This is a genomic window from Chitinophagales bacterium (assembly GCA_016787225.1).
Classification (GTDB): Bacteria; Bacteroidota; Bacteroidia; order Chitinophagales; family JADJOU01; genus CHPMRC01.
Genome location: JAEUUY010000011.1, coordinates 189,354 through 214,278 on the forward strand (window position 1 = coordinate 189,354; position 24,925 = coordinate 214,278).

Genomic DNA, 24,925 nt, shown 5'->3' on the forward strand with positions numbered 1-24,925 from the left:
ACCCTTTCATATCTAGAATTAAAATTATCGTACAGGAATATTTTTAAACTCCCCTTCTGTAATTACATATTTAGCACCTGACAAGCTTTGTCCAGTACATTTAAACGAGCCACAGATAGTTTTATCAGAATTGATAGTTATCGTCATACTATCTCCTGTAATAAAAGGATTCAATCCGCCTTCATGATAATAGCCATTGACAGAACCTCTAGTTTGAGCGGTAGAAAATGCCATAGTTTTAGTGCCTATTAGTGTATCTTCCACATAAAATGCGAACTTCTCTGCACCTGCTTTTTTGATGCTGATTCTGATTCGAGGGCCATTAAAGTTGTACCATTGATAAAATCCTGAATCACTTTGAAAAGCAGTTCCATTGATTTTAGCGGTTAAACCATTGACAGATCCTGAGCAGCCAGAGTTAGTTGGAGTTGTAGGAGTAGAATTACTACTTGATTTTGAACAAGCACTAAGAAGTGCTGTAAGAACGAGTATTGATAAAATAATTTTTTTCATGGGTGAGGAGGGTTATAATTCACTATGATTACTAATATTTACCTGCTATAGTACCATTTGTAATGGTAATAGTAGTCTTATCGGTATCATTAGTCAAAGTTCCGCTAAAGGTAGCTTCTAACACACTACCATCATTTTTAGCAATTTCTATCGTAAAATCATCTCCCGGTACCGCTATCCACCCCTTACCACCTACTGAAAAAGTTATTGTATTTACCAATCCAGAACCTAAGGTTTTGTAACTTACCTTACCCGTTTGGCTAAGTGGTTGCGTTATTGTACAGTTTAATGGGGTCGTTCCATTCATTCCTGCTGCACTTAATGTGCCGTAGGTACTTGTCTTAACCGCTGCGCTCGTGATCTCCATAGAGGTATAACTTCCCGAAACTGCACCTGAATAATTACAAGTGATTTTACATTTTCCAGCTGCAAGGCCAGAGGCACTTGGTGCTGTAGGCGTTGAGCTCGAGTTAGAGTTATCTTTGCTACATGAATAGAAGAGTGTAGACAGAGATAATGCTACGATTAGAATTGCATTTGCTGTTTTGAATGTTGCTTTTTTCATGATTGATTTATTTAATGGTTAAAAATATTATTCTTTAGTTTTAAGTTTGGACACTTCATCCTTCTCCACGATAAGCATATACTGCCCATCGTCATATGAAATAGCGACAGAACCTTTCCTAGCATCATACATAGTATATTTACCATTGGAAAGATCTATCACTACCTTATCGCCATTATCATTCGCATAGAAAGCCATACCGTTGGTCACTTCCGTCAAATCTCCTTTCTTCGTTCTTACCGACCAGTTCTTTTTTCCGTCAGCAATTACATGGCTGCTAACTCCTTTTGTACAAACGAGAATTGTATTTTCACCTAATCTGAATATTTGCTCTGTCAATTTAATATCATCTTCTTTAACACTGACTTCATACTTTTCAGCACCATCATTAGGATTGAGATTATATAATTCTTTACCACTAGCTACCAGCAATTGACCATTATGTACAAATGCGTTCGTTACTCCTTTAGCGAATCGTTCGCTTCTCCATACGAGCTCACCATTAGTAGCATCTAAAGCCTCTACTCCAAAGGGTCCAAATTCTTTATAAAATTTGACTTTTTCATAGGTAGACATAGTAAAGCCTCCTGCACCGAAACCTCCACCGTAGCTTTGCTTGTTTTCGACTACGCCTTGTACCTGTGCCCATCCGCCGATTTGTATGATGATTCTATTACCTACTTTGTATAGATTTGGCGCTATAGTCAGTTTTTTCAACTCCTTACTTTTCCAAATCAACTTTCCCGTATTCAAATCATATTTGCTTACATATTGTTGCTTCTTACTTTGCATATCGAAAACGTAAACATCATTGCCATCGACCAAAGGTTCTGCCACCGCTCCGTATACAGCTTTTCTCACAAATTTTCTTCCTACATATCCTGAACCAATACCAGAGTTAATTTCTCTCATAACCTCATCGCTATGTGTTACAGACCAGATGAGAGACCCATTATTTAAATCATAAGCCTGCAAGCCCTGCATTGTTAGAAGTATTTTTGTGCCTTGTATTTTCATTTTTGCCAAAATCTTACCTGTCGCTATCTCTCTTTCAATAGATCCTTTGATATCTGTCTGCCATATTACCTCTCCATTCTTTACATTCAATTTATATATTTGACTCTTAAATCCTCCGAGATTCGCAGCCAATTTGCCTATACCACCTAAAATACTTTTACCAGCTGCAGCCGGATTGTAATTCAACGCCACTATGGTATTATCTGCCTTGTTATAAATATATGTCGCCAAGGCACCTTTGAAACCCTGTGTCTCCCATACCTCTTCACCAGTTCGGGCTTTAATCATAGTAAAAGCTTTTTTATTGGCTACAGCAAACATTCCTAACTCTGCCACATATGCAATGGAGCTCTCGGTAACATCTTCATATTTGTCCGTATTCCAAATCATATTGCCGTTTTCTATATCAATCACTGCCATTTGATCTTTTCCCCCTTTTCTATCGAAGAGAAAGATACATTTAGCATCCCACATAGGAATGCGCTCGTCTACTTTTTTTAATAAGCCATTGGTAATTGTTTTGAAATCTTTTGACCACTTAATTTTTCCCGTTTTAGTATCGATCATGGTAATCATTTTCTCGCTAGTGCACATCAGTTGTTCTGTGCTTTCATCAAATTCGTTTGTTTCTCCCTTATGTTCCATTTCTGTTTTCCATACGCTTTTCATTTCCGACTGCGTAAAAGCGGCCATGGAAAAAAGAAGGCTTAGTGTGATTGTGATACATTTTTTCATGTTCTTGATTTTTTAAAATGAATAAATATTTACAGTTGAATAGTATGTCTAAATTTCACTCGTTTATCTTTGGGAAGTTCGATATCAAATTTCAGTTTTCTTAAAACATCTTTCAATTCATTCTGCATTTTGATGTCAGTCAATTCATCACTTTCACAGAAAATAGTCTGCACGGTGCATTTAGGTCCTACCACGGTGATATCCATAATATAAGCACCTGACAAATTTCTCTTTGTGATTTCTTTTTTTAAGTCGCCGTTTTCGATACTCTCATCGATGGCATCTTTCAACTTATCTACTAACTCTTCATTGCTCAATTCGGAGGATTTTTTAAAGTAAGACTTTAGCACTAAATAATCCCAGAGGTAAAGATGTTTTTCATAATAAACATAAGCCAGATTCGTATTAGGAATTAATACAATTGGGCAAAATAGAGTGGAATTTTTGAAAAGCTTGTATCGAGCCTTAAACTCTGAGAAATCTTCAGTATTCATTGGATTTTGAACGCGTACTTGTTTTAAAAATCCTATGTTTCCACCGACAAATAGGCTTGTAATCTTACCATTAGGGCCAAGTTTAGCAAAGTTGCCACGGATTCCAAAGCCTTTATCTATTTGACCTGAGGAAAGATTTATCTTATGAAAGGTATACGAAGTAAATGAAGTGTTGTTTTCTTGTCCTCCTAATTGACATTGAATATAAACATCCTTTTCATCATTACTAAAAATAATATTCGTTACCACATCGATCTCATCATCACTATAGGCTATTGGTTTACTTAGTTCATTGGCATTGTAGATGACTAGTAACTTTTTTGCTCGATAGGCATTTTTCAGTTCTGATTTTCTTCTTTTCACCGATGCTACTGTCTTCATAGCTTCTTTATCAGCATCCCAACTCATAACGATATACTTGCCACTTGGGCTTATAGCAGCAAATTCATTATCTTCTTGCTTTACTTCCTTAACCAATTCTCCAGAAGGCAGGTTATACCATTTAAAGCCCTCTTTATCGCTCACAAAAGCTGTACTATTTAATATGCTAATTGCATAGGCATTTTTTACTACTAACAGTTCTTTTCCAGATTGTACATCGAGAACTGCCATTTTATCTACTTGCTGCCAGGCTTTGGTATATTGGGACCACATGACATTTCTAACGACAGCAGTCGTACTTTGGTATCCTTGAATAGCTATATACTTACCATCTTGGCTAAATTTAGCTATCCCTCCATTGAGATTGCCATGTGAACTTGTTGTTTTCCATACTAACTTCGGTTGATCCTTAGAAGTGACATCATACAAATAAGCCCTATTGGCATTGCCGCAGAGAAATAGCTTAGTACCATCTGGACTCAAGGTAATATCAGAGATCACACTCGTGATTCCCTCTAACTCCATATCCACCATACCTTCAGAGACCTTATTCTGAGAATGAACTAAAAGCCGAAATCCAATAAAGAAAATAAAACAAACTAATCTTATCATTTAGATTTAAAATCTAATGCAAAATTAGTTTTTATGAAAAGGGTATGCTATCCCGTAAAGGGGGTATTTTTAAAAAACGAGTTCAATTTATAGAATTTATATCATTTAGTATGCATAGAACTATTCAAACTCTCGCCCTATAGCATCTATATCATCTTCCACCTTTCTACCTACAATAGTTCCTGCGAAGTAGTCAGCGAGAGTTCGTCTATTTTTTTCAAATAACAGAAATAGTATATTAATAGCCATCCATGCTTGGCTAACATAAGTTATTAATGTAAGTGCTGCGATATGTTGTTCAGTTAAAAACTTTACCTTATTGAAAAATGTCATGTTTTCATAACCATCGCTCGGAGTGGTTAAACTATAATAACTTAAAAATAAATACTGTATAAGATTAAAAACATTATATCCCAAATATCTTTTTAGACATTACTGGTAGGATATTCTAGATCCATCATGACTGTGGATCATCAATCGTTGATTTTTCTTTCCGATGGTTGTCTGGTTGCTATAAACATAAAAAACATAATAAAGAAAGCCGATGACTAAGCTGGCTGTATTTGAAACAAAATGAAACTTTAAACCAAAATGGATTAAACCCACAAAAGGCAACATAATAGGTATTAGGACCAGTCCATCAATTAAAGCAGCAATAATTCGCTCTCTCCGTCTTGAATTTTGAATCATACTTTTATTATATAGTTTCCCAAATCAAATAAGCATCATCCAGCAATTGTTCTATTCTAGAATTGCTATCGAAATAAAATTTCATACTTCTACTCTGCTCTGAAAACATAGGTTCATCATTGATAGAGATTCCAATGTCGTTTAAGGTATTCAAAAAATCAAAGATGGTATCATCATCTTCGTCCTTAAGAAGAAATTCAGAATTTTTAAAAATCAACCGAAACTTCTTTTCTTTCAACCAACTCAAATCGGTCATTGAATCAAAAAGAGCATCAAGGTTATTCCCAAAGTCGCCTCCAAAAAGCAGTTCCTTATTGAGCTTAACATATAGCTTATTTATAGTAGGAAACTGCCCGCCATCTAGCTCTATATGCAACGAAGAAGAAGAGGTCGCTGGTAAATTCTTTTCGTCAGAGTAAATGAAAAAAAGTACATCTTGAGTCATCGAAAATAGAAATTGTTGGGGTGTTATTTGATTTTTTGAAATGATCGATAGTGGTCTGAAGTATAGTAGGCATCCTGCTCATTGGAGGTCACTAGCCTTTCTGCTCCGCGATTTTGTCCTTGAACCTTAGGATGAACATCCCATTCTCTATAGGTATATTTTTGACCAGAATTACTGGTTTGGGGCAGTAGTCGTTCTCTATTTTGAAATGTTCTACCTCCTACATAGCCACTAGGCGCTTCGTTGTGCTCTAGTATATACTCGAGCGTCTCTAGCACATAGGCTGGCACCTCTGATTTATTAGCACCAGTCTGGCTAGACTCATGCTTTGATGCTGTACTAAAACCTTGTGAGGATTGTGCAGTATTTTCAAAGACACGCTTATCTTCTATTTTGATTGACTTGGTATGGGTGATATAGCTCAAACCCCAACCCAAAAGAAAAGAGACAAGAATAGCCCCCCAAAATTTCCAGCTAAACGATTGCATTTTTATATTCGTATAACAAAAATAAGAACTAAATTTTTTTTAATTTATTTTTTTTTACTTTTTGCCGATAGGTTGAAATTTACGGGTGAAAACCAGTTTGTCTTCAGTGCTTAAGTCCATATTGAATTGATACCTTTCGATATCAAATTCTTTTAATAAGGCTATTTTATTGACTTTGTTATCTACGACATAGCGCGCCATCAGTCCTCTTGCCTTTTTTGAGAAAAAGGAGATATTTTTATAGAGTCCCTTATCTAGTTCTAAAAAATCAAAATTCAAGACTGGCTTTATCAATGATCTCTGATTTATTACTTTGAAGTATTCTTGTGAAGCCAAATTTAACAAATGTGTAGAAGGTTTCAAATCTTCATTGATACATTGAGTGACTCGCTCTGACCAGAAAGCATAGAGATTTTTCGACTTACCGATACTGACTTTCGAGCCCATTTCGAGACGATAGGGCTCCATAAGATCAAATGGACGCAACACGCCATAGAGTCCAGATAATATACGAACATTCTCTTGTGTATAAGCGAATTTCTTTTTATCTAGGCTATAGGCATCAAAACCAAGATAGACCTCTCCATCGAAAGTAAAAATAGCCTGACGAGAATTTTTGATATTTTCTTTCGTGCCAAGTGCCTGATAGCGTTCATAATTAAGCATTGCCAGTTTTTCACTTAGAGAAAATGTATCGGCTATAGCCTTCAATTTCATTTTCTTCAGCATATCTACTACCGGCTTTTTTTCAGTTTCAAATAGCGGCTGTGTAACTATAGTGCAATCAATAGGCTTTGACAATTCTAGTGATTTAGCGGGAGAGAGGACGAGTAGCATCTAAATATTAATTTTAAATTCTGAATTTTGAATAAGTAAATTATTGTTGTTATTTATTACCATACTGGCTCTTAGTTTAGGTCTACATTTCTCAAAATAAAATTCCTGACCCGCTCTATACCTTTTGTGAAAACGGCTTTTATAGTTTTCTATATCTAAATTCGGATTAGATTCTAAAGAGCGTTTTAGATTTCTTGCCCACGATGTTTCAATTTTTACATCTAGATAAATGGAATAATCCCATAATTCAAATAGTTCATCACGATGAAGAAAAATACCTTCGACAAGCATAATTGTATCATTATCTAGTTCACAATACACTTCTTCTTGTATGTTCTTTTGAAGATTAAACGACTGCGTTAAAATTTTCTTATCACCATAGCGAAATGGCATGACACAGCGATTTATGAATGTATTGTAATCGTAGGAGTCTAAATAGAAACCATGTGGCGAGTCGACTCCTTTTTGATATCGAATTTCCTTAGGTTGATGAAAATGATCTATGGAAATAACCATTGCCTTTTTATTGATTTTTTTAAGCTCATTTGAAAGCTGATAAGCAAAAGTTGTTTTCCCTGCAGCATCTACACCATCAATGGAGATAATCTTAGCCTTTGAAGTTAAAATGGAATTTACTAGCTGCTGCATAAATTAGACCCAATACATTTGCGTATCATATTCAAAAGTTACGATACCATTGGACTGATAATTTTGAAATAATTGATTGATAGCTTCCATCAATTTCTCATACTCTCCACCTTGCTTTGGACAATAAGAAGAAGACATCAGCCGACCTTTCAATCCATCTAAATTAAATTCCTGATAATTTTTTAACTCATATGTTTTCATAGTTCGCGGAGAAAAAAAATCAACAATATCATCATCCTTGATTTCTCTGTGATTTGAATTTTGATAAGCAGGGATATTATTTTTCAAAGTCTCTTCATATTCATTTGAAAACGGGGTATTCGTACTTCTCGAATTCCAAATCAACACCACATTCCCCGTCGGTTTTAAAATTCTTTGAATTTCTTTTTTAAATAAATCTTTATCAAACCAATGAAATGACTGTGCACAAACAATAATATCGACACTGCTACTTTGTAAATTGGTATTCTCTGCTGTTCCTTCTATACTTTCGGATTTATTATAGTTGCTCAACAACAATTCTTGAGCCTCTCGCATTTCTTTATTGGGCTCGATGCCATAAACGAAATTTCCATTTTTTAGAAACATTTCCGAAGAGATACCAGTACCTGAACCTATATCAGCTATGATTTTAGTTGGATTCAAATCAATCACGCGATGGAGTACTTCAATAATTTCACTTGGATAATGTGGGCGATATTTTATATAATCTTCCACGCGGTTTAAAAACCTTTTTGTATTATCGACATTTATTGTCATGTCTCGACTAGACTCTTAGTAACAATAAGATTCATTTAAACCGCCACATCAAAATCTCTCAATGCTTGATTAAGAGATGTCTTTTTATCGGTCGATTCAGTTCGCTTACCTATAATCAATGCGCAAGGCACGTGATAGGTTCCTGCATTAAATTGCTTAGGTAAACTACCTGGTATGACTACACTTCTAGCAGGCACTACACCTTTATACTCAATAGGTTCTTTACCAGATACATCAATAATTTTAGTCGAAGCTGTTAGCACCACATTGGCACCTAATACTGCTTCTTCTTCTACTCTTACACCTTCTACGACGATACATCTACTCCCGATAAAAGCACCATCTTCGATGATAACAGGGGCAGCCTGAGGTGGCTCTAAAACACCGCCTATTCCTACACCACCACTCAAATGTACATGCTTGCCTATTTGCGCGCAACTGCCTACGGTAGCCCAGGTATCGACCATAGTGCCCTCATCGACATAAGCTCCGATATTGACATAAGATGGCATCAAGACCACACCTTTCTGTATAAAGCTGCCATAGCGCGCCACTGCATGCGGCACAACGCGAACTCCGCGTTCGGCATAGTTTTTTTTCAATGGTATTTTATCATAAAATTCCATAGGGCCTACTTCAAAAGTTTCCATATCACGACTAGGAAAGTAGAGCAGTATTGCCTTCTTGACCCAATCATTCACCTGCCATAATCCATTGATTTTTTCCGCAACCCGCAGTTCTCCTTTATCTACTTTTTCAACAACTTCAAAAACTACTTGTTTATCTACTGCTAATAAAGATCTATCATTCCAGATAGCCTCGATTTTGGATTGATATGAACTCATTGAAAATTTATTAATATGTAAAACTTGTTACTTTGCTTACTTCCACTCCTCCTTGAGTTAAGGAATAATACCCAAAACCACAAAAATAAAGATAATCTGCGTCCGATGTGGTTATGGTGGATCCTGCAATCGTTGTGCTTAACTTTAAATTAACTTTAATTCCATTGGTATAATTAGTTCCATTAATCGTTTGTGAAATACCTTTCTGAACTATTTTAAATTCATAGGTAGAGCCATTGGATAACGTTGTTGACCAAGTTGCATTCACTGGTTCTTTTGGTTTTAGATAAATTAGTTTAGTCGCTGGTATCGATACTCCACCAAGATTAACGGCTGGTGTATACTGCCACACGTTACCTGCAGTATCCACACCAATATAACTTTCGAAATTATTATTAGATTTATTTAAAAACATAAAATACTTTTCAGTACCAATTGTGGTATCCTTAATGACTTCATAATTTCTCACAGCTCCATTAGAGTCTTTTTGAGTCATTTTTGAACCCAGCCGATATGGTGCATAGGTGCAAGTCGAAGGATTCGTAGGGTTAGAACCTACAGCATTGGCATTCCCTAATGAATTATATGATCCAGGAACGTCAGGCTTATAACAAGACGCCACCAATAATATCCCTATAAACACCAAACCACTTAACAATTTTTTCATATTTTATTTTTATTTTAATAATCAAATATAGCGAGATTTAAAAAATCAACTAATTATTTCAAAATGCCAATTAACTCCTTAGAAACCAACTCTGCTTTTTCATAAACGGCTAAGTGACCTCCCCCTTTAATTTTGATCGCATTCTTTATATTCCAAATAGGAAAAATAAAATCACCAGTTCCATGAATATGATAAACCTCACATTCTAAATTTTCTTTGCTATCCCAATACACCACTTGTTTAAATGCCCAACGAGTATAACACTCATCTCTCATGGAATATAGTCTAGCTAGATTTGGTCGGTCTGGGTTCAAGCATTGCCTCACCATAGAAAACCAGCCCACTAGGGGACCTTTATTCAATAAGATATAAGGGAAGATTTTATACAAGGGAATAACTCTATTTATCTGAATCCAAAATGGCTTTTCACTATTAGCCTTAATAGTACTTATAAGTATCAACTTTCTCGGCCGCTTAATTTTTGCTATTTCTTGAGCAATTATACCGCCAAAAGACAACCCTAATAAAATGAATTCCTTGGAATCATCTATTGTATGAGCCATTCTAAAGGCATAGCTGCTCACTTCTTCATCTCTTGCTGGGATAAGCCAAGGAATATACATCCATTCAAAATTAGGTGGTATTTTTAGCTTTTCAAATACCTTTTCATTTGCCCCTAAACCAGAAATGGCATAAATCTTCACAACATCTTATCTTCCGAATCGATAGGTCAAACCTATTTTAAAAGCACCTAAAGTCTTACTCTCATTTCTAAGATAGTGATCTGTATTTAGTCTACCTCCAGAAATTTCTGTATTAATAGCAAAGCGTTGGCTGAAAAAATAATGCATACCGATTTGTAATCCGTAACCCATATTCGCGCTATCTGCCTCAATTTTCTTGATACTATTTGTCACTAACCAATAATTATAATATGCCCCTGCATATAAATCCCAGCGCTCATCATAAATATTTAGCAAATGGTTGAAATGATAATTTAATTTAGCATGTCCACCGAAAATTCTATACTGGTCGAAAGTTTCCTTAGAATACCTATAATTAAAATCAAACCCTAAAGAAATATCACGAAACAGACCATATTCAAACCCAAGGTGAAAAGGGAGTCCGTAATTAGTGATTCCCACACCCAGTGTCGTTTGAAATCTATTTTTTACGCTATACTGCGCACTCAATGACAAAGCAACTAAAGAAAAAACAACTATAAATATTTTCTTCATAAAAGTTAAATGATGGGTAAAGTTAAGGGAATAGCTAGAAATGAAACAAAAAAACCTGCCAAAAATTTCATTAGCAGGTTTTATAAATTCGTGCATTCGTGGCTTTCTACCCCGCAAACTGCTTCCGAATAATATTCAGCGCGCCACCTTCTTTGAACCACTCGATTTGCTGAGCATTGTAGGTATGATTCGCTAGGATAGTAGATTCTGAACCGTCTTTGTGCTTGAATACGAGGGTCAAAGGTTTACCTGGAGTGAAAGATGTCAAATCTGAAATCGTGATTTTATCATCTTCTTGAATCTTATCATAGTCCGACTTATCTGCAAAGGTTAAGGCTAGCATACCTTGCTTTTTCAAATTGGTTTCATGGATACGAGCAAAGGATTTTACAAGCACTGCTTTTACACCCAAATGACGAGGCTCCATAGCCGCATGTTCTCTCGATGAACCTTCACCATAATTTTCATCGCCTACTACGATAGAACCTATATTGGCAGCTTTGTAGGCACGCTGAACTTTTGGCACTTCGTCATACTCACCTGTCAATTGATTTTTTACCTTATTCGCCGTTTCATTATAGAAATTGATAGCACCTATCAGCATATTATTGGAAATATTGTCCAAATGACCTCTGAATTTCAACCAAGGTCCTGCCATAGAGATATGGTCTGTCGTACATTTGCCTTTGGCTTTGATGAGAAGAAACATATCAGAAAAATTCTCTCCACCCCATTTCTCAAAAGGTGAAAGTAACTGTAGTCTGCTCGATGTTGGCTCCACTACGACATCTACTTTGCTACCATCTTCTAGCGGAGCTACATAGCCAGCATCCTCTACTGCAAAGCCTTTTGTTGGCAATTCATCGCCTACTGGCGGGTCTAGTTTTACTTGCTCACCTTTCTCATTGGTCAAGCTATCTGTCAATGGATTGAAGGTTAAATCGCCCGCTATAGCTAATGCCGTAACGATTTCTGGCGAACCCACAAAGGCATAAGTATTCGGATTGCCATCCTGACGAGCTGCGAAGTTTCTATTAAATGAATGTATAATGGTATTTTTTTCTTTTTTCTCTGCACCCATTCGACTCCACATACCAATACATGGACCACATGCATTAGAAAATACTTTCGCACCAATATTATCAAAGATTTCCAAGAAGCCATCGCGCTCAATAGTATAGCGTATCTGCTCTGAACCAGGAGTGATAGTATATTCTGCTTTGGCTTTAAGATTTTTATCTGACACTTGTTTGGCTAGGGAAACTGCTCTTGAGATATCTTCATACGATGAATTCGTACAGCTTCCTATCAATCCCACCTCTACCTTGGTAGGCCAGCCATTTGCAGCAGCTGCTTCTTTCATTTTAGAGATTGGTGTAGCGAGATCTGGGCTGAAAGGTCCATTGATATATGGCTCTAGCGTATTCAAATCTATTTCATATACTTCGTCAAAGTATTTTTTAGGATCGGCATAGCACTCAGCATCAGCGGTCAAATGTTCTTTAATGCCGTTTGCCAAATCAGCGACGTCTGCTCTGCCTGTAGCTCGTAAGTATCTATCCATACTTTCATCATATCCAAAGGTAGAAGTAGTAGCGCCTATTTCAGCTCCCATATTGGCTATAGTACCTTTGCCTGTGCATGACATATTTTCTACTCCTTCACCGAAGTATTCTACAATAGCTCCAGTACCACCTTTTACCGTTAGGATACCTGCCACTTTTAATATCACATCCTTCGCGCTACACCAGCCATTCAACTTTCCAGTCAATTTAATTCCTATCAACTTTGGCCATTTCAGCTCCCAAGGAAGACCTGCCATTACATCGACAGCATCTGCTCCACCTACGCCGATAGCCACCATACCTAGACCGCCTGCATTTACGGTGTGTGAATCCGTACCTATCATCATACCACCTGGGAAAGCATAGTTTTCTAAAACGATTTGGTGGATAATTCCTGCACCCGGCTTCCAGAAACCGATACCATATTTATTAGATACTGAGGCTAAGAAATCAAAAACTTCTTTACTTTCTTTGTTGGCAAATTCCAAGTCTACAGCAGAGCCCACTTTTGCCTGTATCAAGTGATCACAATGTACTGTACTCGGTACAGCTACCTTGCTGCGACCACTGGTCATAAACTGTAGCAGTGCCATTTGAGCGGTAGCATCCTGCATAGCTACTCTATCTGGTGCGAAATCGACATAAGAGCCTCCTCGCTGAAAATCTTCAATTTTTTGGTCTGCATGTAAATGCGAGAAAAGAATTTTTTCAGATAAAGTCAATGGTCTATTGACTACTGCTCTTGCTTTTTGGAGTTTTGAAGGTATGTTTTCGTAAACCTTCTTGATCATATCGATATCGAATGCCATTGGAAATAAATTAAATGGTTTTAAAATTATAGGATTCGCAAATATAACAATAGTTTGACTATAGAGGTTCAGAGTTTAGGGAAAATTAAGAAACTGATAGAATATGTGAATTGCATATCTTTGGTCAACTTAAACAATATTTTAATGAAACGATATTTCTTAGTCATACTCTGTCTTAGTGTTTTGAATAGTCTACAATCACAGGCTAATTCATTTAAACCACCCCATAATAGAGTTTTGGTCATCAGTGGTGGTGGTGCCCGAGGAGCATGGGGTGTAGGAGTCTGCAAGGCACTATTGGAGAGACATCAAGGCTATAAAGCTGTCTATGGAACTAGCACTGGTAGCCTAATGGCACCGATGATTTTGCTTCAAAACATTGATAAATTGGAATTTAATTATACCAATGTAACCCAAAAAAGTATTTTCAATTGCAATCCATTTAAGGTAAAAAAAGAACCTGTATTAATTGATGGTACGCAAGCAATAGATAGTTTAACCAATATAAAACTATTTACGATGAAAACAGATATTAAGCCATTAAACGCTCTATGGCGTTTAATTTTGGGTAAACCAACCTTGGGAGAATCTTATAATCTAAGAAACTTGATTCAAAGTCAATTTACAAAGGAAGAATATAATAAATTGCAATCTATATGCAAACTTTATGACTTTGAAATTGGTGTAGGAGTTACGAATATGGAGGAAGCTAAATTTGAGATGATAAAAAATACAAATAAGGATTATGATGAATTTATTAACTATATGTGGGCCTCTGCCAATCAACCCGTATTTATGACTTACTACTACGATGAAAAACGAAAAAGACATTTTGCTGATGGGGGACTTATAGAAGTTTTGCCGATAAGGCAAGCGATTGAATACGCAGTAAAACACAAAGTAGATACGATTGATGTCGTTTTGAATAACTCTGTGAATATTATTGAACCTAAAGATTTTAATATCAAAAAAAACTTTATATCCGGTGGACTTATGCGGATATTAAACACTTATGGCCAATCTACGTTATCTTCCAATATCGAACTAGGTATGCTTAAAGCTAATTTGGAATCTATCATACGAGATGATTTTTCAGAAGGACTCGACCGAGATATCGTCATTAACATCTATTCTATGAATAGACGTCTGGCTATGCTTTATAAAAATGAGCTTGGTTTTGATAAGGACCTCATGAAGTTTCTTTTAGCATACGGATATCATTCCACGAATAGAAAATTAAATTCTGACAAGCATTCCCAGCCCATTCAAACAATGAGCCTACCCCCAACAACTATACCAAAAGGCAAGTTGAAGTTTAGCATAGAAGAGTAGTCGACATCTATTTTATAACTAATTCTTATGAATGTGACAACCATCACAGAACCTATGCTATTCTAGAACCCGCTATCTAGGAGTAATGTTATTCTTGTATATAACCTCTAAATTTTTAAAAATGAAAAAAACAATTTTATTCGCATTAGGTACAAGCTTACTTCTATTAACAAATTCATGCAGTAAAGATTCAAACAACAGCGGTTCTGGTGTAGAAGGAGATCCTTCGCCTATGGCTCAGGTAGGCGAAACAGTCTCATCTAGTTCATCGACTATTTCAGGAGTTAGTGGTTTTGATGCAACTGTAACAAGCTACAAGGATGGCATTTCTTCTTACACAGGAAGCCTTACTGTGACCAATGCCCTTATACGAAATATGATGGCCACTTACCCTGGCATCACCGTAAGTGGAAATAAAGTTAGCTTTAATGATTTTAAATTTCAACAAACAAAAAATGGAATCAAATTAATCACAGGGGGTGGAGAAGGTGTTATCGTGAATTATAATTCAAATGTAGGCGATGAGTATTCAGTAGGTTCTACAGGTAAAACTCGAAAGGTCATCAAGAAGAGTACTACCGATGACTATCCCTATGGTTTACTAATGATTAAGACAATACAAGTGGAAGCCAATGCGAATACTTTCGTCAATACCGGAGGCGTTAAAAACTTCACCTACATAGCCAATCATAAATTTGGACTAGTAGGAGTAAAAATCAGCTTTGATGATGGCACCTCAGCAACCTTCCCGATTTATAGTAGTTCTACAAATTAATCTATGCCATTAAGTTATCATTGGAAGTGGGTTGGGGTCATTCTCGTAGCAGTGGCTCTAGCCCTTACCATCGTTTTTATGAAATTTGACTTTCAGTTGAATCTTCCGGTTTTTGCAATATCCGCCTACTTTATGGAACACAAGTTATTTAAAACTTTTCATACGAATGTCTCCGATGAAATCATTATGGCACTCTACTTGATTGGTTTTGCATTGATTGTATTCTCGAGGGAAAAAGTAGAAACTCAGGAATTGAATATACTGAAATATAAATCATTTATAAAAGCAGCTTTTATAAATACAATATTTCTCATATTTTCAATACTATTTATTTATGGAGGTAGCTTTATTGCTGTTTTGGTTGCCAATTTTATTTCACAATTCATTATATACTTGTTTATCTTCTACATAATAGAAAAAAATAAAACGTTAGACTGCTAGTTACTCCTTATTCTTCAGTGCCATAAGCAAAATATAAGCTCCATTCATTACGATGTTCTTTCCATTTAACTCATTGTGATTTACTATTTCTACCTGTTGATGTTGTGAGTTTCCGATTTGAATTGGAATCATTTTATATTTTCCTTGTTCTAGTTTTTCGAACACGAATTTCTTCCCCTCAAAATCTACTACAGCAGACTCTGGCAAACTATTAGTGGCATTGCTGGACACTTCGATATCCGCTATTAAATTAAGATTTTGAGGCAAGGTTTTATTCAAGTGAATAAAGCTACAGAGCACCTCGGTGCTTCCATCTTGCTGCATTTGTGGAAGGATACTCAATACTTGACATGGATATTTCACTGAAGTATCATTGGAGGAAAAGGCAATTACTTTCATACCAATACGTACATTCGAAACATCTTTATCATAAATTTTTAATTTGAGACAAGGTTTAGATTGATTTAAAATATCTACAAGACTTTCGGAAGGTAGAATATAGCGACCTTTATTAGCATAAACATTAGTGATATATCCTGATGATGTTGCTCGTATAGCAATGGTTCTTGTAATGTTTTTTTCATTCAGATTGTGAGGATTTATTCCCAAAAGCATTAATTTTTCAGAGAGCGATTTTAATAAAATCTGCTGTGTTCGATATTCATTCTCTGCTACTTGATATACTTTATCACTGCTCGCTTTAGCTTGATTAAGTTCGCGTTGCCGCTCATAATCTAGTTGAGTTAATTTGAGCTTGGATTTGGTCAATAAATAATCCTGCTGCAGATCTACAAAACGTGCATCCTCTATACTTGCGACTACTTGACCTTGGGAAACGTATTGCCCTTGAATAACATGAATGGAACGAATAGCTCCTCCAAATGGAGAAGTTACTGTAATGACGCTTTCAGATGGGAAAAATGTCTTTCCATATGCACGTATGGTTTGTGCTTGGGTATTTGACAATAATTTGCCAGTACTTATCTTGGCATTTCTTTCTTGAGAAGCATCTAGTTGTAGTAAAAATGGGTCTGATTGAATGATGGGTTGTTCATCTTGGACATTATTCTTACAACCTATATTAATTATCAGTAAAAGAGCGATTAAATATTTTAAAGTTTGCATTTTATTTGGTTTCAGGGGTGAAGAATTTAAGTCGAATACTGGTCTCGTACCACAGTGCGAGTGCTTCAAGGTAGTTTAATTTTAACTGAATGGATTGCTGTGCTAGAAGTGACCAATTGAGATAGTTGATTTCTCCGGCTAAAAGTTGTCTGCTAGCTAAGTTTATAATAATATTGGCGTTCTCGAGTTCTATATCTTGATATTTACGCACAATACCTGTCTGAGATTCCCAACGGGATTTTAATTGTAAATATTCTGTTTCTAATTGCTTCCTTTTAAGCTCCTGTTCATTCTCTACATATCGTTGATGGAGTTTAGAAGATTTGATTTGAGCATTAATGTTTTGAACAAATATAGGAATCTGAATACCTATCGTTGCTGTATGAAACCTATTGGAACCAGAATAACTGATATTATCAGCACCTATGCCCTGAATAGTTCCAGAAGATAAGCCTATAGCTAAATCAGGCATTTTCTGAGCTTGTAGGCTTTTGGTTTGCCATTTTGAATTGGACACTAATTCTCGCTGATACAAAAATGATGGGTGCTCCTTTTCGATCTCATTAGCAGTATTTGGTGTAATAACAGAATCGTTTACATCTGGCACAAAGTTTTGCCCTCCTTGAAGAAAATAGTTGAAAAACAAAAGTGACACCTTGAGTTCTTGTCTCACTTTATCTAGTTCCATACGAGCTAAATTGCGCTGCTGCAATGCTGCTGTTCTTTCGAGCAGATTAGCATCGCCTTTTTGGTATTTCAATACCATTTTATCTACAAACTGGCTTAATACACTATCTAATTGTTGCCACAATACTTCCTTCTTTCTGAATACAAGATATTGTGTATAATGATAGGCTATTTCTCTTTTTAATTCGATCAATGAGATTTCCTTGTCCAATATTGCTAATTGATAGTCCGAAGATTTCAACTGTCTATGGCGGCCTGCAGAAGTAGGGAAAGGGAGAGTCTGTGATATAGAAATTTTATTATCTAAATAATTAGAGTTTAGTTGACCATAATCAAGCTGAATTTGGGTTTTCGGAATTAAAGCTGCTGATTTTATCAATTCTTGGCGCATCCTTATTCTTATATCAGCATTCTGTATGATAGTGCTACGTACCGCAGCTGTATCCAATGCGGCCTCTAACTTTATTTGAGACTGAGCATTTCCTGCTGAGCTCCACACTATGAAAATTAAAATAACAGCTGTAGATCTATTCATGTATCTAGATTCTATCATAGTGTAAATAATGGGTAATACAAAAAGTGTGAGAAAAGTAGCTAAAAGCAATCCACCAATAACCACTGTAGCCAAAGGTCGCTGCACCTCTGCTCCCGAACCATGACTAAAAGCCATAGGAAAAAAACCTAACGATGCCACCAATGCGGTCATAAGAACTGGCCTCAATCTCAATTTTGAACCTGTCAATACGATTTTCAAAATATCATTTTCTCCTTCCAGTTTGATTCTGTTATATTCTGAAATTAATACTATGCCATTGAGAACAGCTACGCCAAATAGCGCAATAAAACCAATACCAGCACTGATACTAAAGGGCATGCCGCGCAGTGCTAAAAACAAAATGCCTCCAATAGCTGATAGCGGAATGGCAGAGTAGATTAATAAAGCCAAACGTATTTGATGGAATGCGAAATATAACATAACAAATATCATCAAAAGGGCAATCGGCACTACAATGATTAAACGATTGGTTGCATTCTCCAAGTTTTCAAAAGCACCACCATAGTGTATATAGTAGCCTGTAGGCAGTTTTAAATTCTTTTCTACACTTGTTTTCAAATCAGATACCACAGACTGCACATCGCGATTACGAACATTAAAACCCACTACAATTCTTCGTTTGGCATCTTCTCGTTGTATTTGATTGGGGCCATTGATCAGTTTAACGTCTGCGACTTGTCTCAAAGGTACACGTCCACCTTGGCTCGTGGGCAATAGTAGATTTTCAATATGCTCTATAGTACGATTATCTTCGTGAAGTCTTACCACCAGATCAAATCTTTTCTCATCCTCATAGACCATACCTGTACTTTTACCTGCCAACGCTGCATTTAAAAGTTGATTCGCATCATGAATATCTATTCCAAAATAAGCCAACTGTAGTCGGTCATAGTTTATAACCAGTTGTGGCATACCCGCAATCGGCTCGACATATATGCTCTCAACTCCTTCTATTGGCGCGGCCAATTTGCCCAAAATATTGGCATGAGTAGCCAAACTATCCAAATTTTCTCCATAAATTTTGAGAACCACGTCTTGTCTAGCCCCAGTCATCAGTTCATTGAATCGCATTTGTACAGGATATTGAAAACCATATGAGATACCGGGTATATCATGCAAGGCATTGCCCATCTTTTCTGCTAATTCATCAAAAGTTTTAGCGGATGTCCATTCACTTTTATCTTTTAAAATGACCATCATGTCACTCGCTTCCATTGGCATGGGGTCTGTAGGAACTTCTCCACTTCCTATTTTTGTAACAACTTTTTCCACTTCGGGAAATTTTTCTTTTAGCACTCCAGCAGCTTTTTGAGTATATTCGATAGTTGTAGAAAGATTGCTACCTGTCAGTACACGCGTATCCACAGCAAAGTCGCCCTCTTCCAATGTCGGAATAAATTCACCCCCTAGTTGCATTAGTATAGCAATAGATATGAGAAAGAGAACAAGGACAGAAATAATTATCTTTCTGCTATGTATAAAAGAGTTTTTTAACGCTTGCTCGTATTTATTCTCTAACTCTGTCATCCATTTTTCTGAAAACGCGAATGGTTTAATTTCTTTTTTCAATATCCATGCACTCATGGCTGGTACATAAGTGAGTGACAATATAAATGCACCTAGTAATGCGAATACTACAGTCTGCGCCATAGGTTTGAACATTTTTCCTTCTATACCTTCTAATGAAAAGATAGGCAGGTAAACCATAAGTATTATTAATTGTCCAAAAATGGCTGCCTTCATCATTCTATGACTAGATGCAACTACAGTATTGTTTACGTATTCCTTTCTTGAAGAATTAGAGGGAACATAATGGGAAAGTTTGTGCAGTACTGCTTCGACAATAATGACGGCACCATCTACTATGAGTCCAAAATCAAGGGCTCCGAGACTCATCAAATTGCCACTAACTCCAAATAAATTCATCATGATAAAGGCGAATAGGAGAGATAAAGGTATTACGGAGGCCACTACCAGACCTGCTCTATAATTTCCTAAAAAAATTACGAGTATAAATAATACTATAAGTGCACCTTCTATCAAGTTAGTCTGAACAGTATGAATGGCATTATTGACCATTTTTGTTCTATCAAGAAAGGGTTCTATAACCAATCCATCTGGCAAGGTTTTCTGTATCTGAGTTACTTTCTCCTTTATTCTCTCTATCACATCACTGCTATTCGCTCCTTTGAGCATCATGACGATAGCTCCTGCCACCTCTCCATGGTCGTTATAGCACATAGCTCCATATCGTGTTGCATAACCTATGGTAATCTCTGCGATATCATGCATCATGATTTGACTGCCGTCTTTGCGAGTGATGGCTACTTTTTTTATATCATCTAGATTTTTCAATAAGCCCTCTGTTCGAATAAATATGACATTGGGGCCTTTCTCTATATAACCCCCTCCAGTATTTTGATTGTTATTTTCCAAAGCTTTATACACCTCTTCTATCGAGAGATTGAGAGCAGTTAACTTTTCTGGAACTATGCTTATCTGATATTGTTTTAGTTTGCCACCAAAACTACTCACCTCAGCTACCCCTTTTACATTCAGTAATTGACGACGGATTATCCAATCTTGAACCGAACGTAAATCGGTGATGGTATATTTTGTTTCATATCCTTTTTGAGGTCGCACGACGTATTGATATATTTCCCCTAATCCAGTGGTTATCGGTCCCAATTCAGGTACTCCTATATAAGAAGGAATGACGCCCTTAGCATTCATCAAACGTTCCGACACTTGCTGTCGTGCCCAATATACATCAATATTATCTTCAAATACTATTGTAACTAAGGATAAGCCAAAACGAGAGAAACTTCGCATTTCCTTGATTCCATCAATATTAGCGCAGCTTTGTTCTATAGGAAAAGTGACAAGTCTTTCAATATCGAGTGCCCCATGCGAAGGTGCTTGGGTAATAATCTGTACTTGATTATTGGTTATATCAGGTACTGCGTCGATAGGTAGTTTGGTCATTTCGTAAAATCCAAAAATCACCAAACCTATTGTCATCAATGCAATGATGAGTTTATTTTGAACAGAAAAATTAATAATTTTATACAACATTTTTTCAATTTGAATTTTTTAGTTAAGCATCTTCATGACCCATAAGATTTGAGTCATGAAAAAATATTAAAAACAAAAAATGTTATAACCTAGGAGGCTGCCAAATGGTATTTAGATACTGGAAAATGTACAGTGATTCGTAAATATATCTCAGTGGAGTATCAATCTTTTTCTGAATCTCATGACATTTCACGATAATAACATTTGCTGGCATTTCGAGAATAAGAAAATAGATATAATTACAAGATTTGAAAGGTAAACTATTGTGATCTTCTGCATGAGCTTCATCCCCATAGTGAAGATATAGAAACTCTGTGAAGGTCATTTGCTGGTTCTCTTTTTTATGATCTATATAGTGTGTGTATAGCTGCGGTAACTTAACCAATTCCAAAAAGGGTGTTGAAGCAAAAACATAAATAAATAAAATGAAACTAATTAGAAACTTCATCTAATGACAAAGTTATACATTTTTTAGAATTCATAGTCAATATTCGAAATATCTTTGAGAAAATTTCTTAAATGAAAATCAAAGTCCTCACCATCGGCAAATCTAATCCTGATTTTATAAAAGAAGGCATCACTTTTTTTCATACTAAAATCAAACATTTTTGTGATTTTGAATGGCAGGAATTAGTACCGAAAAAGAAAAGTGAACTGGCTGATATTTCTAAAAAAATAGATGCTGAATTGCTGCTAAACAATATCGAAGAAACAGACTTTGTCATTCTGCTAGATGAGCGGGGCAAGTCATTCAAGTCCAGTTATGACTTTTCAGAATTTATCAATAAGAAACAACTGAGTGGAATAAAGCGCATCGTTTTCATCATTGGAGGCTCGTTTGGATTTGATGATTCCATCTATAAAAGAGCTAATGAAAAAATTTCACTTGCAACAATGACTTTTTCTCATCAAATGATACGTTTGATTTTCCTTGAACAGCTATATCGAGGCTTTGCTATTTTGCACCATTTGCCTTATCATCATGAGTAATTGATTTTATAATGTGAAAATATGACGATGAGATGATTTAAAAAGGCTTTGCATCCTTTGCGCCTTTGCGGTGAAATTATTTATTCTCTATTCGTGAATGCTAATGAATAATCAGCTAAGGTTCGTAGTAATTGTCTAAATTTGTATCTCAAATATGCAGACCAGCAATCACGAGCTAGCAAATATTTTAAACCTAAGTATGGCAGGAAATATTCCTGTGCAGGTCATAGAGCGCATAGATATCGATAGTAGAAATATTGTCTTCCCCGATACTACTTTGTTTGTTGCCTTGGATGGAACTAAATCAAATGGGATTGATTTTATACCAGAGCTCATCGAAAGAGGTGTAAGACATTTTATCGTAGAAGAAAAATATAGGGACAAATGCGAACAGTTAAAAGCAAATTTCTATTTAGTTCGCGACCCCTTAACCGCTTGGCAAACTATAGTTGAATTTAAAAGAAGAGAATACGCGCTTCCTGTTATAGGCATCACTGGCTCTAATGGTAAAACGATAGTCAAAGAATGGTTGTCGCAGATTCTAACAACCAATTTTTCTATTTGTAAAAGCCCTAAGAGTTATAACTCCCAAATTGGCGTACCACTTTCGGTATGGAATCTAAGTGAGAAAAATGATTTAGCCATATTCGAAGCAGGTATTTCCAAGCCGAAGGAAATGGAGAAGCTTGAGAAAATGATAGTTCCAACAATAGGTATATTAACCAATATAGGTGATGCTCATCAGGCTAATTTCAATAGTGTCGAAGATAAGCTTATAGAAAAACTAAAGCTATTTGTCAAATCCAAGATTTTAATCCTTCCTCATGACTTATTAATAAGCTATCCTCAAGCTTTTGATGAATTAACTTCACAGAACAAAGATTTGAAAATAGTGAGTTGGTCAGAAGAGGACAATGCGCAGGTTAAGGTAAATGTAAACAGCGCACTAAAAATATTAATTTTAGAATTTGAGGGCTGTCAATACAAAATTCCATTAAAACGATTGGAGAACTCTTACATTGAGAATTTAGTTCATTGTTCGTTGACAGTTTTGGTATTGAAGCAAGATTTAAATGCACTGATACCAAAAATTTCCAAACTCTCTGACCTAGAAATGCGACTAGAACTCATAGAAGGTATTCACGATATGACTATTATTAATGATACCTATAATGCCGATATGGATTCATTGTTGATAGCGGTTCAGTATTTATTTGCACAAACACCGCAAACTAAAAAATCGATTATTCTCTCGGAAATACAGCAGACATTGGATAATGCTAATCTTCGAATTTATGAAATTCTCAAAGATAAAAATATTGCTTATCTTGCTTTGATTGGGCAGACATATTTTGATCATGCAGATACGTTTAAAAAACTGACTGCTGAAAAAATTTCATTCTATACCTCTACAGAAGAATTTTTAACCTATCAAGACGCCTCGCAGTTTAAGCAACATACGCTACTCATCAAGGGAGCTCGCAAATTTCAATTAGAGAAAATAGTGCAGCAGTATCGCAAGAAAACACATAGTACCTATTTAAAAGTACATCTCAATGCTTTGAAAAATAATTTGCGAGTTTTCACTAGTCTTTTAAAGCCACAAACGAAAGTGATGCTCATGCTCAAAGCCTCAGGCTATGGACTAGGCAGCATAGAACTCGCTAGACAACTCGAAAACGAGCGCGTGGATTATTATGCGGTAGCTTATACCGATGAGGCTATTGAACTCAGAAATATAGGCATTCAAAAACCCATCATGGTTTTAAATCCCGAAGTAGGAGCGCTATCTAAACTCATCGATTATCAACTCGAACCTGAGGTTTATAGTTTAGGGATATTGAAAAAATTGATTGAAGAATTGAATCAACTATCAGATGCTAAAACAATTTCTATTCACTTAAAAATAGAAACTGGTATGCACCGACTGGGGGTTACAGCAGAAGAATTGTCCGAAGTAATATCGCTACTAAAGGAACATAGACAAATTGTGGTCAAGTACGCTATGACTCACCTAGCAGCTAGCGATGATACTACATTTGATTATTTTACAATTGAACAAATAAGTAAGTTTCAATCTATAGCTAATCAAATTGAAAAAGAACTCGGCTATACTTTTTCTCGCCACGCACTGAATACTGGAGGTATTATAAAACACAATGCTCATCAGATGGGTATGGTACGTTTAGGGATAGGTTTGTTTGGATTTGATAGTACGGGGACTGTGCAACATCAGCTGCAAAATACAATCTCGTTGATTTCTCGCATAGCACAAATTAAAACGGTTCTACCAACCGAGACAGTAGGTTATTCCAGAAAAGGTAAGGTAAGTCGTGAAACCAAAATCGCTATACTCAATATTGGGTATGCGGATGGTTATTTTAGAAATTTCGGAAACGGATTAGCGCAGGTTTATATCAAAGGTCAGTATGCACCTACTATAGGCAATATATGTATGGACATGACGATGATAGATATTACCGACTGTAAAAATATAGAAGAAGGAGACGAGGTAGAACTCATCGGCAGTCATATCTCCGCTGCTGACCTAGCCGCCAAAGCGAATACTATTTCCTATGAAATCCTCACCTCCATTTCGAATCGAGTACAGAGGGTTTATTGGGAGGATTAGGGGT

The 24,925-nt window shown here is 36.1% G+C and carries 24 protein-coding genes; 5 read left to right on the forward strand and 19 right to left on the reverse strand.

Annotated features, from left to right (window positions below):
* Positions 1-24: 24 nt before the first annotated feature.
* From JNL75_03975 to JNL75_04050, 16 genes are all read right to left on the reverse strand, one after another.
* A complete protein-coding gene (locus JNL75_03975) occupies positions 25-513 on the reverse strand; it encodes a hypothetical protein (protein ID MBL7788973.1) in 489 nt (162 codons plus the stop codon).
* 31 nt (positions 514-544) lie between these two features.
* Positions 545-1,078 (reverse strand): hypothetical protein, encoded by a 534-nt coding sequence (locus tag JNL75_03980; protein ID MBL7788974.1) that lies wholly within the window; start codon positions 1,076-1,078, stop codon positions 545-547.
* A 27-nt stretch (positions 1,079-1,105) separates the two neighbouring features.
* Positions 1,106-2,830 carry a PQQ-binding-like beta-propeller repeat protein gene (locus JNL75_03985; protein ID MBL7788975.1) on the reverse strand — a complete coding sequence of 575 codons (1,725 nt, stop codon included), beginning with the start codon at positions 2,828-2,830 and terminating at the stop codon, positions 1,106-1,108.
* A 29-nt stretch (positions 2,831-2,859) separates the two neighbouring features.
* Positions 2,860-4,317, reverse strand: coding sequence for a hypothetical protein (locus JNL75_03990; protein MBL7788976.1), 1,458 nt, complete (start codon positions 4,315-4,317; stop codon positions 2,860-2,862).
* Positions 4,318-4,437: 120 nt separating this feature from the next.
* The gene (locus tag JNL75_03995; protein MBL7788977.1) at positions 4,438-4,734 is read right to left on the reverse strand and encodes a hypothetical protein; all 297 of its coding nucleotides are present in this window, start codon (positions 4,732-4,734) and stop codon (positions 4,438-4,440) included.
* A 15-nt stretch (positions 4,735-4,749) separates the two neighbouring features.
* Positions 4,750-5,007, reverse strand: coding sequence for an RDD family protein (locus JNL75_04000; protein ID MBL7788978.1), 258 nt, complete (start codon positions 5,005-5,007; stop codon positions 4,750-4,752).
* A 7-nt stretch (positions 5,008-5,014) separates the two neighbouring features.
* Entirely contained in the window at positions 5,015-5,452 is a 438-nt protein-coding gene (locus JNL75_04005; GenBank protein MBL7788979.1) for a barstar family protein, read from the reverse strand.
* 23 nt (positions 5,453-5,475) lie between these two features.
* Entirely contained in the window at positions 5,476-5,940 is a 465-nt protein-coding gene (locus tag JNL75_04010; protein ID MBL7788980.1) for a hypothetical protein, read from the reverse strand.
* Between the two features lie 54 nt (positions 5,941-5,994).
* Positions 5,995-6,777, reverse strand: a complete 783-nt coding sequence (gene yaaA / locus JNL75_04015; protein ID MBL7788981.1) for a peroxide stress protein YaaA — start codon at positions 6,775-6,777, stop codon at positions 5,995-5,997.
* A complete protein-coding gene (locus JNL75_04020; protein MBL7788982.1) occupies positions 6,778-7,425 on the reverse strand; it encodes a hypothetical protein in 648 nt (215 codons plus the stop codon).
* Between the two features lie 3 nt (positions 7,426-7,428).
* Positions 7,429-8,142 (reverse strand): class I SAM-dependent methyltransferase, encoded by a 714-nt coding sequence (locus tag JNL75_04025; GenBank protein ID MBL7788983.1) that lies wholly within the window; start codon positions 8,140-8,142, stop codon positions 7,429-7,431.
* Positions 8,143-8,219: 77 nt separating this feature from the next.
* Positions 8,220-9,029, reverse strand: coding sequence for a 2,3,4,5-tetrahydropyridine-2,6-dicarboxylate N-succinyltransferase (locus tag JNL75_04030; protein MBL7788984.1), 810 nt, complete (start codon positions 9,027-9,029; stop codon positions 8,220-8,222).
* Positions 9,030-9,039: 10 nt separating this feature from the next.
* Complete coding sequence (locus JNL75_04035) at positions 9,040-9,696, reverse strand: hypothetical protein (protein ID MBL7788985.1); 657 nt, start codon at positions 9,694-9,696, stop codon at positions 9,040-9,042.
* Between the two features lie 53 nt (positions 9,697-9,749).
* On the reverse strand, positions 9,750-10,400 hold the full coding sequence (locus JNL75_04040) for an alpha/beta hydrolase (protein ID MBL7788986.1): 651 nt from the start codon (positions 10,398-10,400) through the stop codon (positions 9,750-9,752).
* Between the two features lie 6 nt (positions 10,401-10,406).
* Complete coding sequence (locus tag JNL75_04045; GenBank protein ID MBL7788987.1) at positions 10,407-10,934, reverse strand: outer membrane beta-barrel protein; 528 nt, start codon at positions 10,932-10,934, stop codon at positions 10,407-10,409.
* A gap of 106 nt (positions 10,935-11,040) precedes the next feature.
* Positions 11,041-13,308 carry an aconitate hydratase gene (locus JNL75_04050; GenBank protein ID MBL7788988.1) on the reverse strand — a complete coding sequence of 756 codons (2,268 nt, stop codon included), beginning with the start codon at positions 13,306-13,308 and terminating at the stop codon, positions 11,041-11,043.
* Between the two features lie 144 nt (positions 13,309-13,452).
* On the opposite strand from JNL75_04050, the gene JNL75_04055 reads away from it, so the two are divergent.
* From JNL75_04055 to JNL75_04065, 3 genes are all read left to right on the forward strand, one after another.
* On the forward strand, positions 13,453-14,640 hold the full coding sequence (locus JNL75_04055; protein MBL7788989.1) for a patatin-like phospholipase family protein: 1,188 nt from the start codon (positions 13,453-13,455) through the stop codon (positions 14,638-14,640).
* Between the two features lie 121 nt (positions 14,641-14,761).
* Positions 14,762-15,415: a hypothetical protein gene (locus tag JNL75_04060; protein ID MBL7788990.1), complete on the forward strand. Its 654-nt coding sequence runs from the start codon at positions 14,762-14,764 to the stop codon at positions 15,413-15,415.
* A gap of 3 nt (positions 15,416-15,418) precedes the next feature.
* On the forward strand, positions 15,419-15,856 hold the full coding sequence (locus tag JNL75_04065) for a hypothetical protein (protein ID MBL7788991.1): 438 nt from the start codon (positions 15,419-15,421) through the stop codon (positions 15,854-15,856).
* Here JNL75_04065 and JNL75_04070 read toward each other — a convergent pair whose 3' ends face one another.
* From JNL75_04070 to JNL75_04080, 3 genes are all read right to left on the reverse strand, one after another.
* Positions 15,857-16,981: an efflux RND transporter periplasmic adaptor subunit gene (locus JNL75_04070; protein MBL7788992.1), complete on the reverse strand. Its 1,125-nt coding sequence runs from the start codon at positions 16,979-16,981 to the stop codon at positions 15,857-15,859.
* 1 nt (position 16,982) lies between these two features.
* A complete protein-coding gene (locus tag JNL75_04075) occupies positions 16,983-21,299 on the reverse strand; it encodes a CusA/CzcA family heavy metal efflux RND transporter (GenBank protein MBL7788993.1) in 4,317 nt (1,438 codons plus the stop codon).
* A gap of 82 nt (positions 21,300-21,381) precedes the next feature.
* The gene (locus JNL75_04080; GenBank protein ID MBL7788994.1) at positions 21,382-21,747 is read right to left on the reverse strand and encodes a hypothetical protein; all 366 of its coding nucleotides are present in this window, start codon (positions 21,745-21,747) and stop codon (positions 21,382-21,384) included.
* Between the two features lie 71 nt (positions 21,748-21,818).
* On the opposite strand from JNL75_04080, the gene JNL75_04085 reads away from it, so the two are divergent.
* Together JNL75_04085 and JNL75_04090 are read left to right on the forward strand one after the other, a co-directional pair.
* Positions 21,819-22,289 (forward strand): 23S rRNA (pseudouridine(1915)-N(3))-methyltransferase RlmH, encoded by a 471-nt coding sequence (locus JNL75_04085; GenBank protein MBL7788995.1) that lies wholly within the window; start codon positions 21,819-21,821, stop codon positions 22,287-22,289.
* A 199-nt stretch (positions 22,290-22,488) separates the two neighbouring features.
* Positions 22,489-24,921, forward strand: coding sequence for a bifunctional UDP-N-acetylmuramoyl-tripeptide:D-alanyl-D-alanine ligase/alanine racemase (locus JNL75_04090; protein ID MBL7788996.1), 2,433 nt, complete (start codon positions 22,489-22,491; stop codon positions 24,919-24,921).
* Positions 24,922-24,925 lie beyond the last annotated feature (4 nt).

Bases quoted from the DNA above. Each gene is read 5' to 3' on its own strand.
- JNL75_03975 (MBL7788973.1), bottom strand. From the start codon at position 513: ATGAAAAAAATTATTTTATCAATACTCGTTCTTACAGCACTTCTTAGT.
- JNL75_03980 (MBL7788974.1), bottom strand. From the start codon at position 1,078: ATGAAAAAAGCAACATTCAAAACAGCAAATGCAATTCTAATCGTAGCA.
- JNL75_03985 (MBL7788975.1), bottom strand. From the start codon at position 2,830: ATGAAAAAATGTATCACAATCACACTAAGCCTTCTTTTTTCCATGGCC.
- JNL75_03990 (MBL7788976.1), bottom strand. From the start codon at position 4,317: ATGATAAGATTAGTTTGTTTTATTTTCTTTATTGGATTTCGGCTTTTA.
- JNL75_04000 (MBL7788978.1), bottom strand. From the start codon at position 5,007: ATGATTCAAAATTCAAGACGGAGAGAGCGAATTATTGCTGCTTTAATT.
- JNL75_04005 (MBL7788979.1), bottom strand. From the start codon at position 5,452: ATGACTCAAGATGTACTTTTTTTCATTTACTCTGACGAAAAGAATTTA.
- JNL75_04010 (MBL7788980.1), bottom strand. From the start codon at position 5,940: ATGCAATCGTTTAGCTGGAAATTTTGGGGGGCTATTCTTGTCTCTTTT.
- yaaA (MBL7788981.1), bottom strand. From the start codon at position 6,777: ATGCTACTCGTCCTCTCTCCCGCTAAATCACTAGAATTGTCAAAGCCT.
- JNL75_04020 (MBL7788982.1), bottom strand. From the start codon at position 7,425: ATGCAGCAGCTAGTAAATTCCATTTTAACTTCAAAGGCTAAGATTATC.
- JNL75_04030 (MBL7788984.1), bottom strand. From the start codon at position 9,029: ATGAGTTCATATCAATCCAAAATCGAGGCTATCTGGAATGATAGATCT.
- JNL75_04035 (MBL7788985.1), bottom strand. From the start codon at position 9,696: ATGAAAAAATTGTTAAGTGGTTTGGTGTTTATAGGGATATTATTGGTG.
- JNL75_04045 (MBL7788987.1), bottom strand. From the start codon at position 10,934: ATGAAGAAAATATTTATAGTTGTTTTTTCTTTAGTTGCTTTGTCATTG.
- JNL75_04050 (MBL7788988.1), bottom strand. From the start codon at position 13,308: ATGGCATTCGATATCGATATGATCAAGAAGGTTTACGAAAACATACCT.
- JNL75_04055 (MBL7788989.1), top strand. From the start codon at position 13,453: ATGAAACGATATTTCTTAGTCATACTCTGTCTTAGTGTTTTGAATAGT.
- JNL75_04060 (MBL7788990.1), top strand. From the start codon at position 14,762: ATGAAAAAAACAATTTTATTCGCATTAGGTACAAGCTTACTTCTATTA.
- JNL75_04065 (MBL7788991.1), top strand. From the start codon at position 15,419: ATGCCATTAAGTTATCATTGGAAGTGGGTTGGGGTCATTCTCGTAGCA.
- JNL75_04070 (MBL7788992.1), bottom strand. From the start codon at position 16,981: ATGCAAACTTTAAAATATTTAATCGCTCTTTTACTGATAATTAATATA.
- JNL75_04075 (MBL7788993.1), bottom strand. From the start codon at position 21,299: ATGTTGTATAAAATTATTAATTTTTCTGTTCAAAATAAACTCATCATT.
- JNL75_04080 (MBL7788994.1), bottom strand. From the start codon at position 21,747: ATGAAGTTTCTAATTAGTTTCATTTTATTTATTTATGTTTTTGCTTCA.
- JNL75_04085 (MBL7788995.1), top strand. From the start codon at position 21,819: ATGAAAATCAAAGTCCTCACCATCGGCAAATCTAATCCTGATTTTATA.
- JNL75_04090 (MBL7788996.1), top strand. From the start codon at position 22,489: ATGGCAGGAAATATTCCTGTGCAGGTCATAGAGCGCATAGATATCGAT.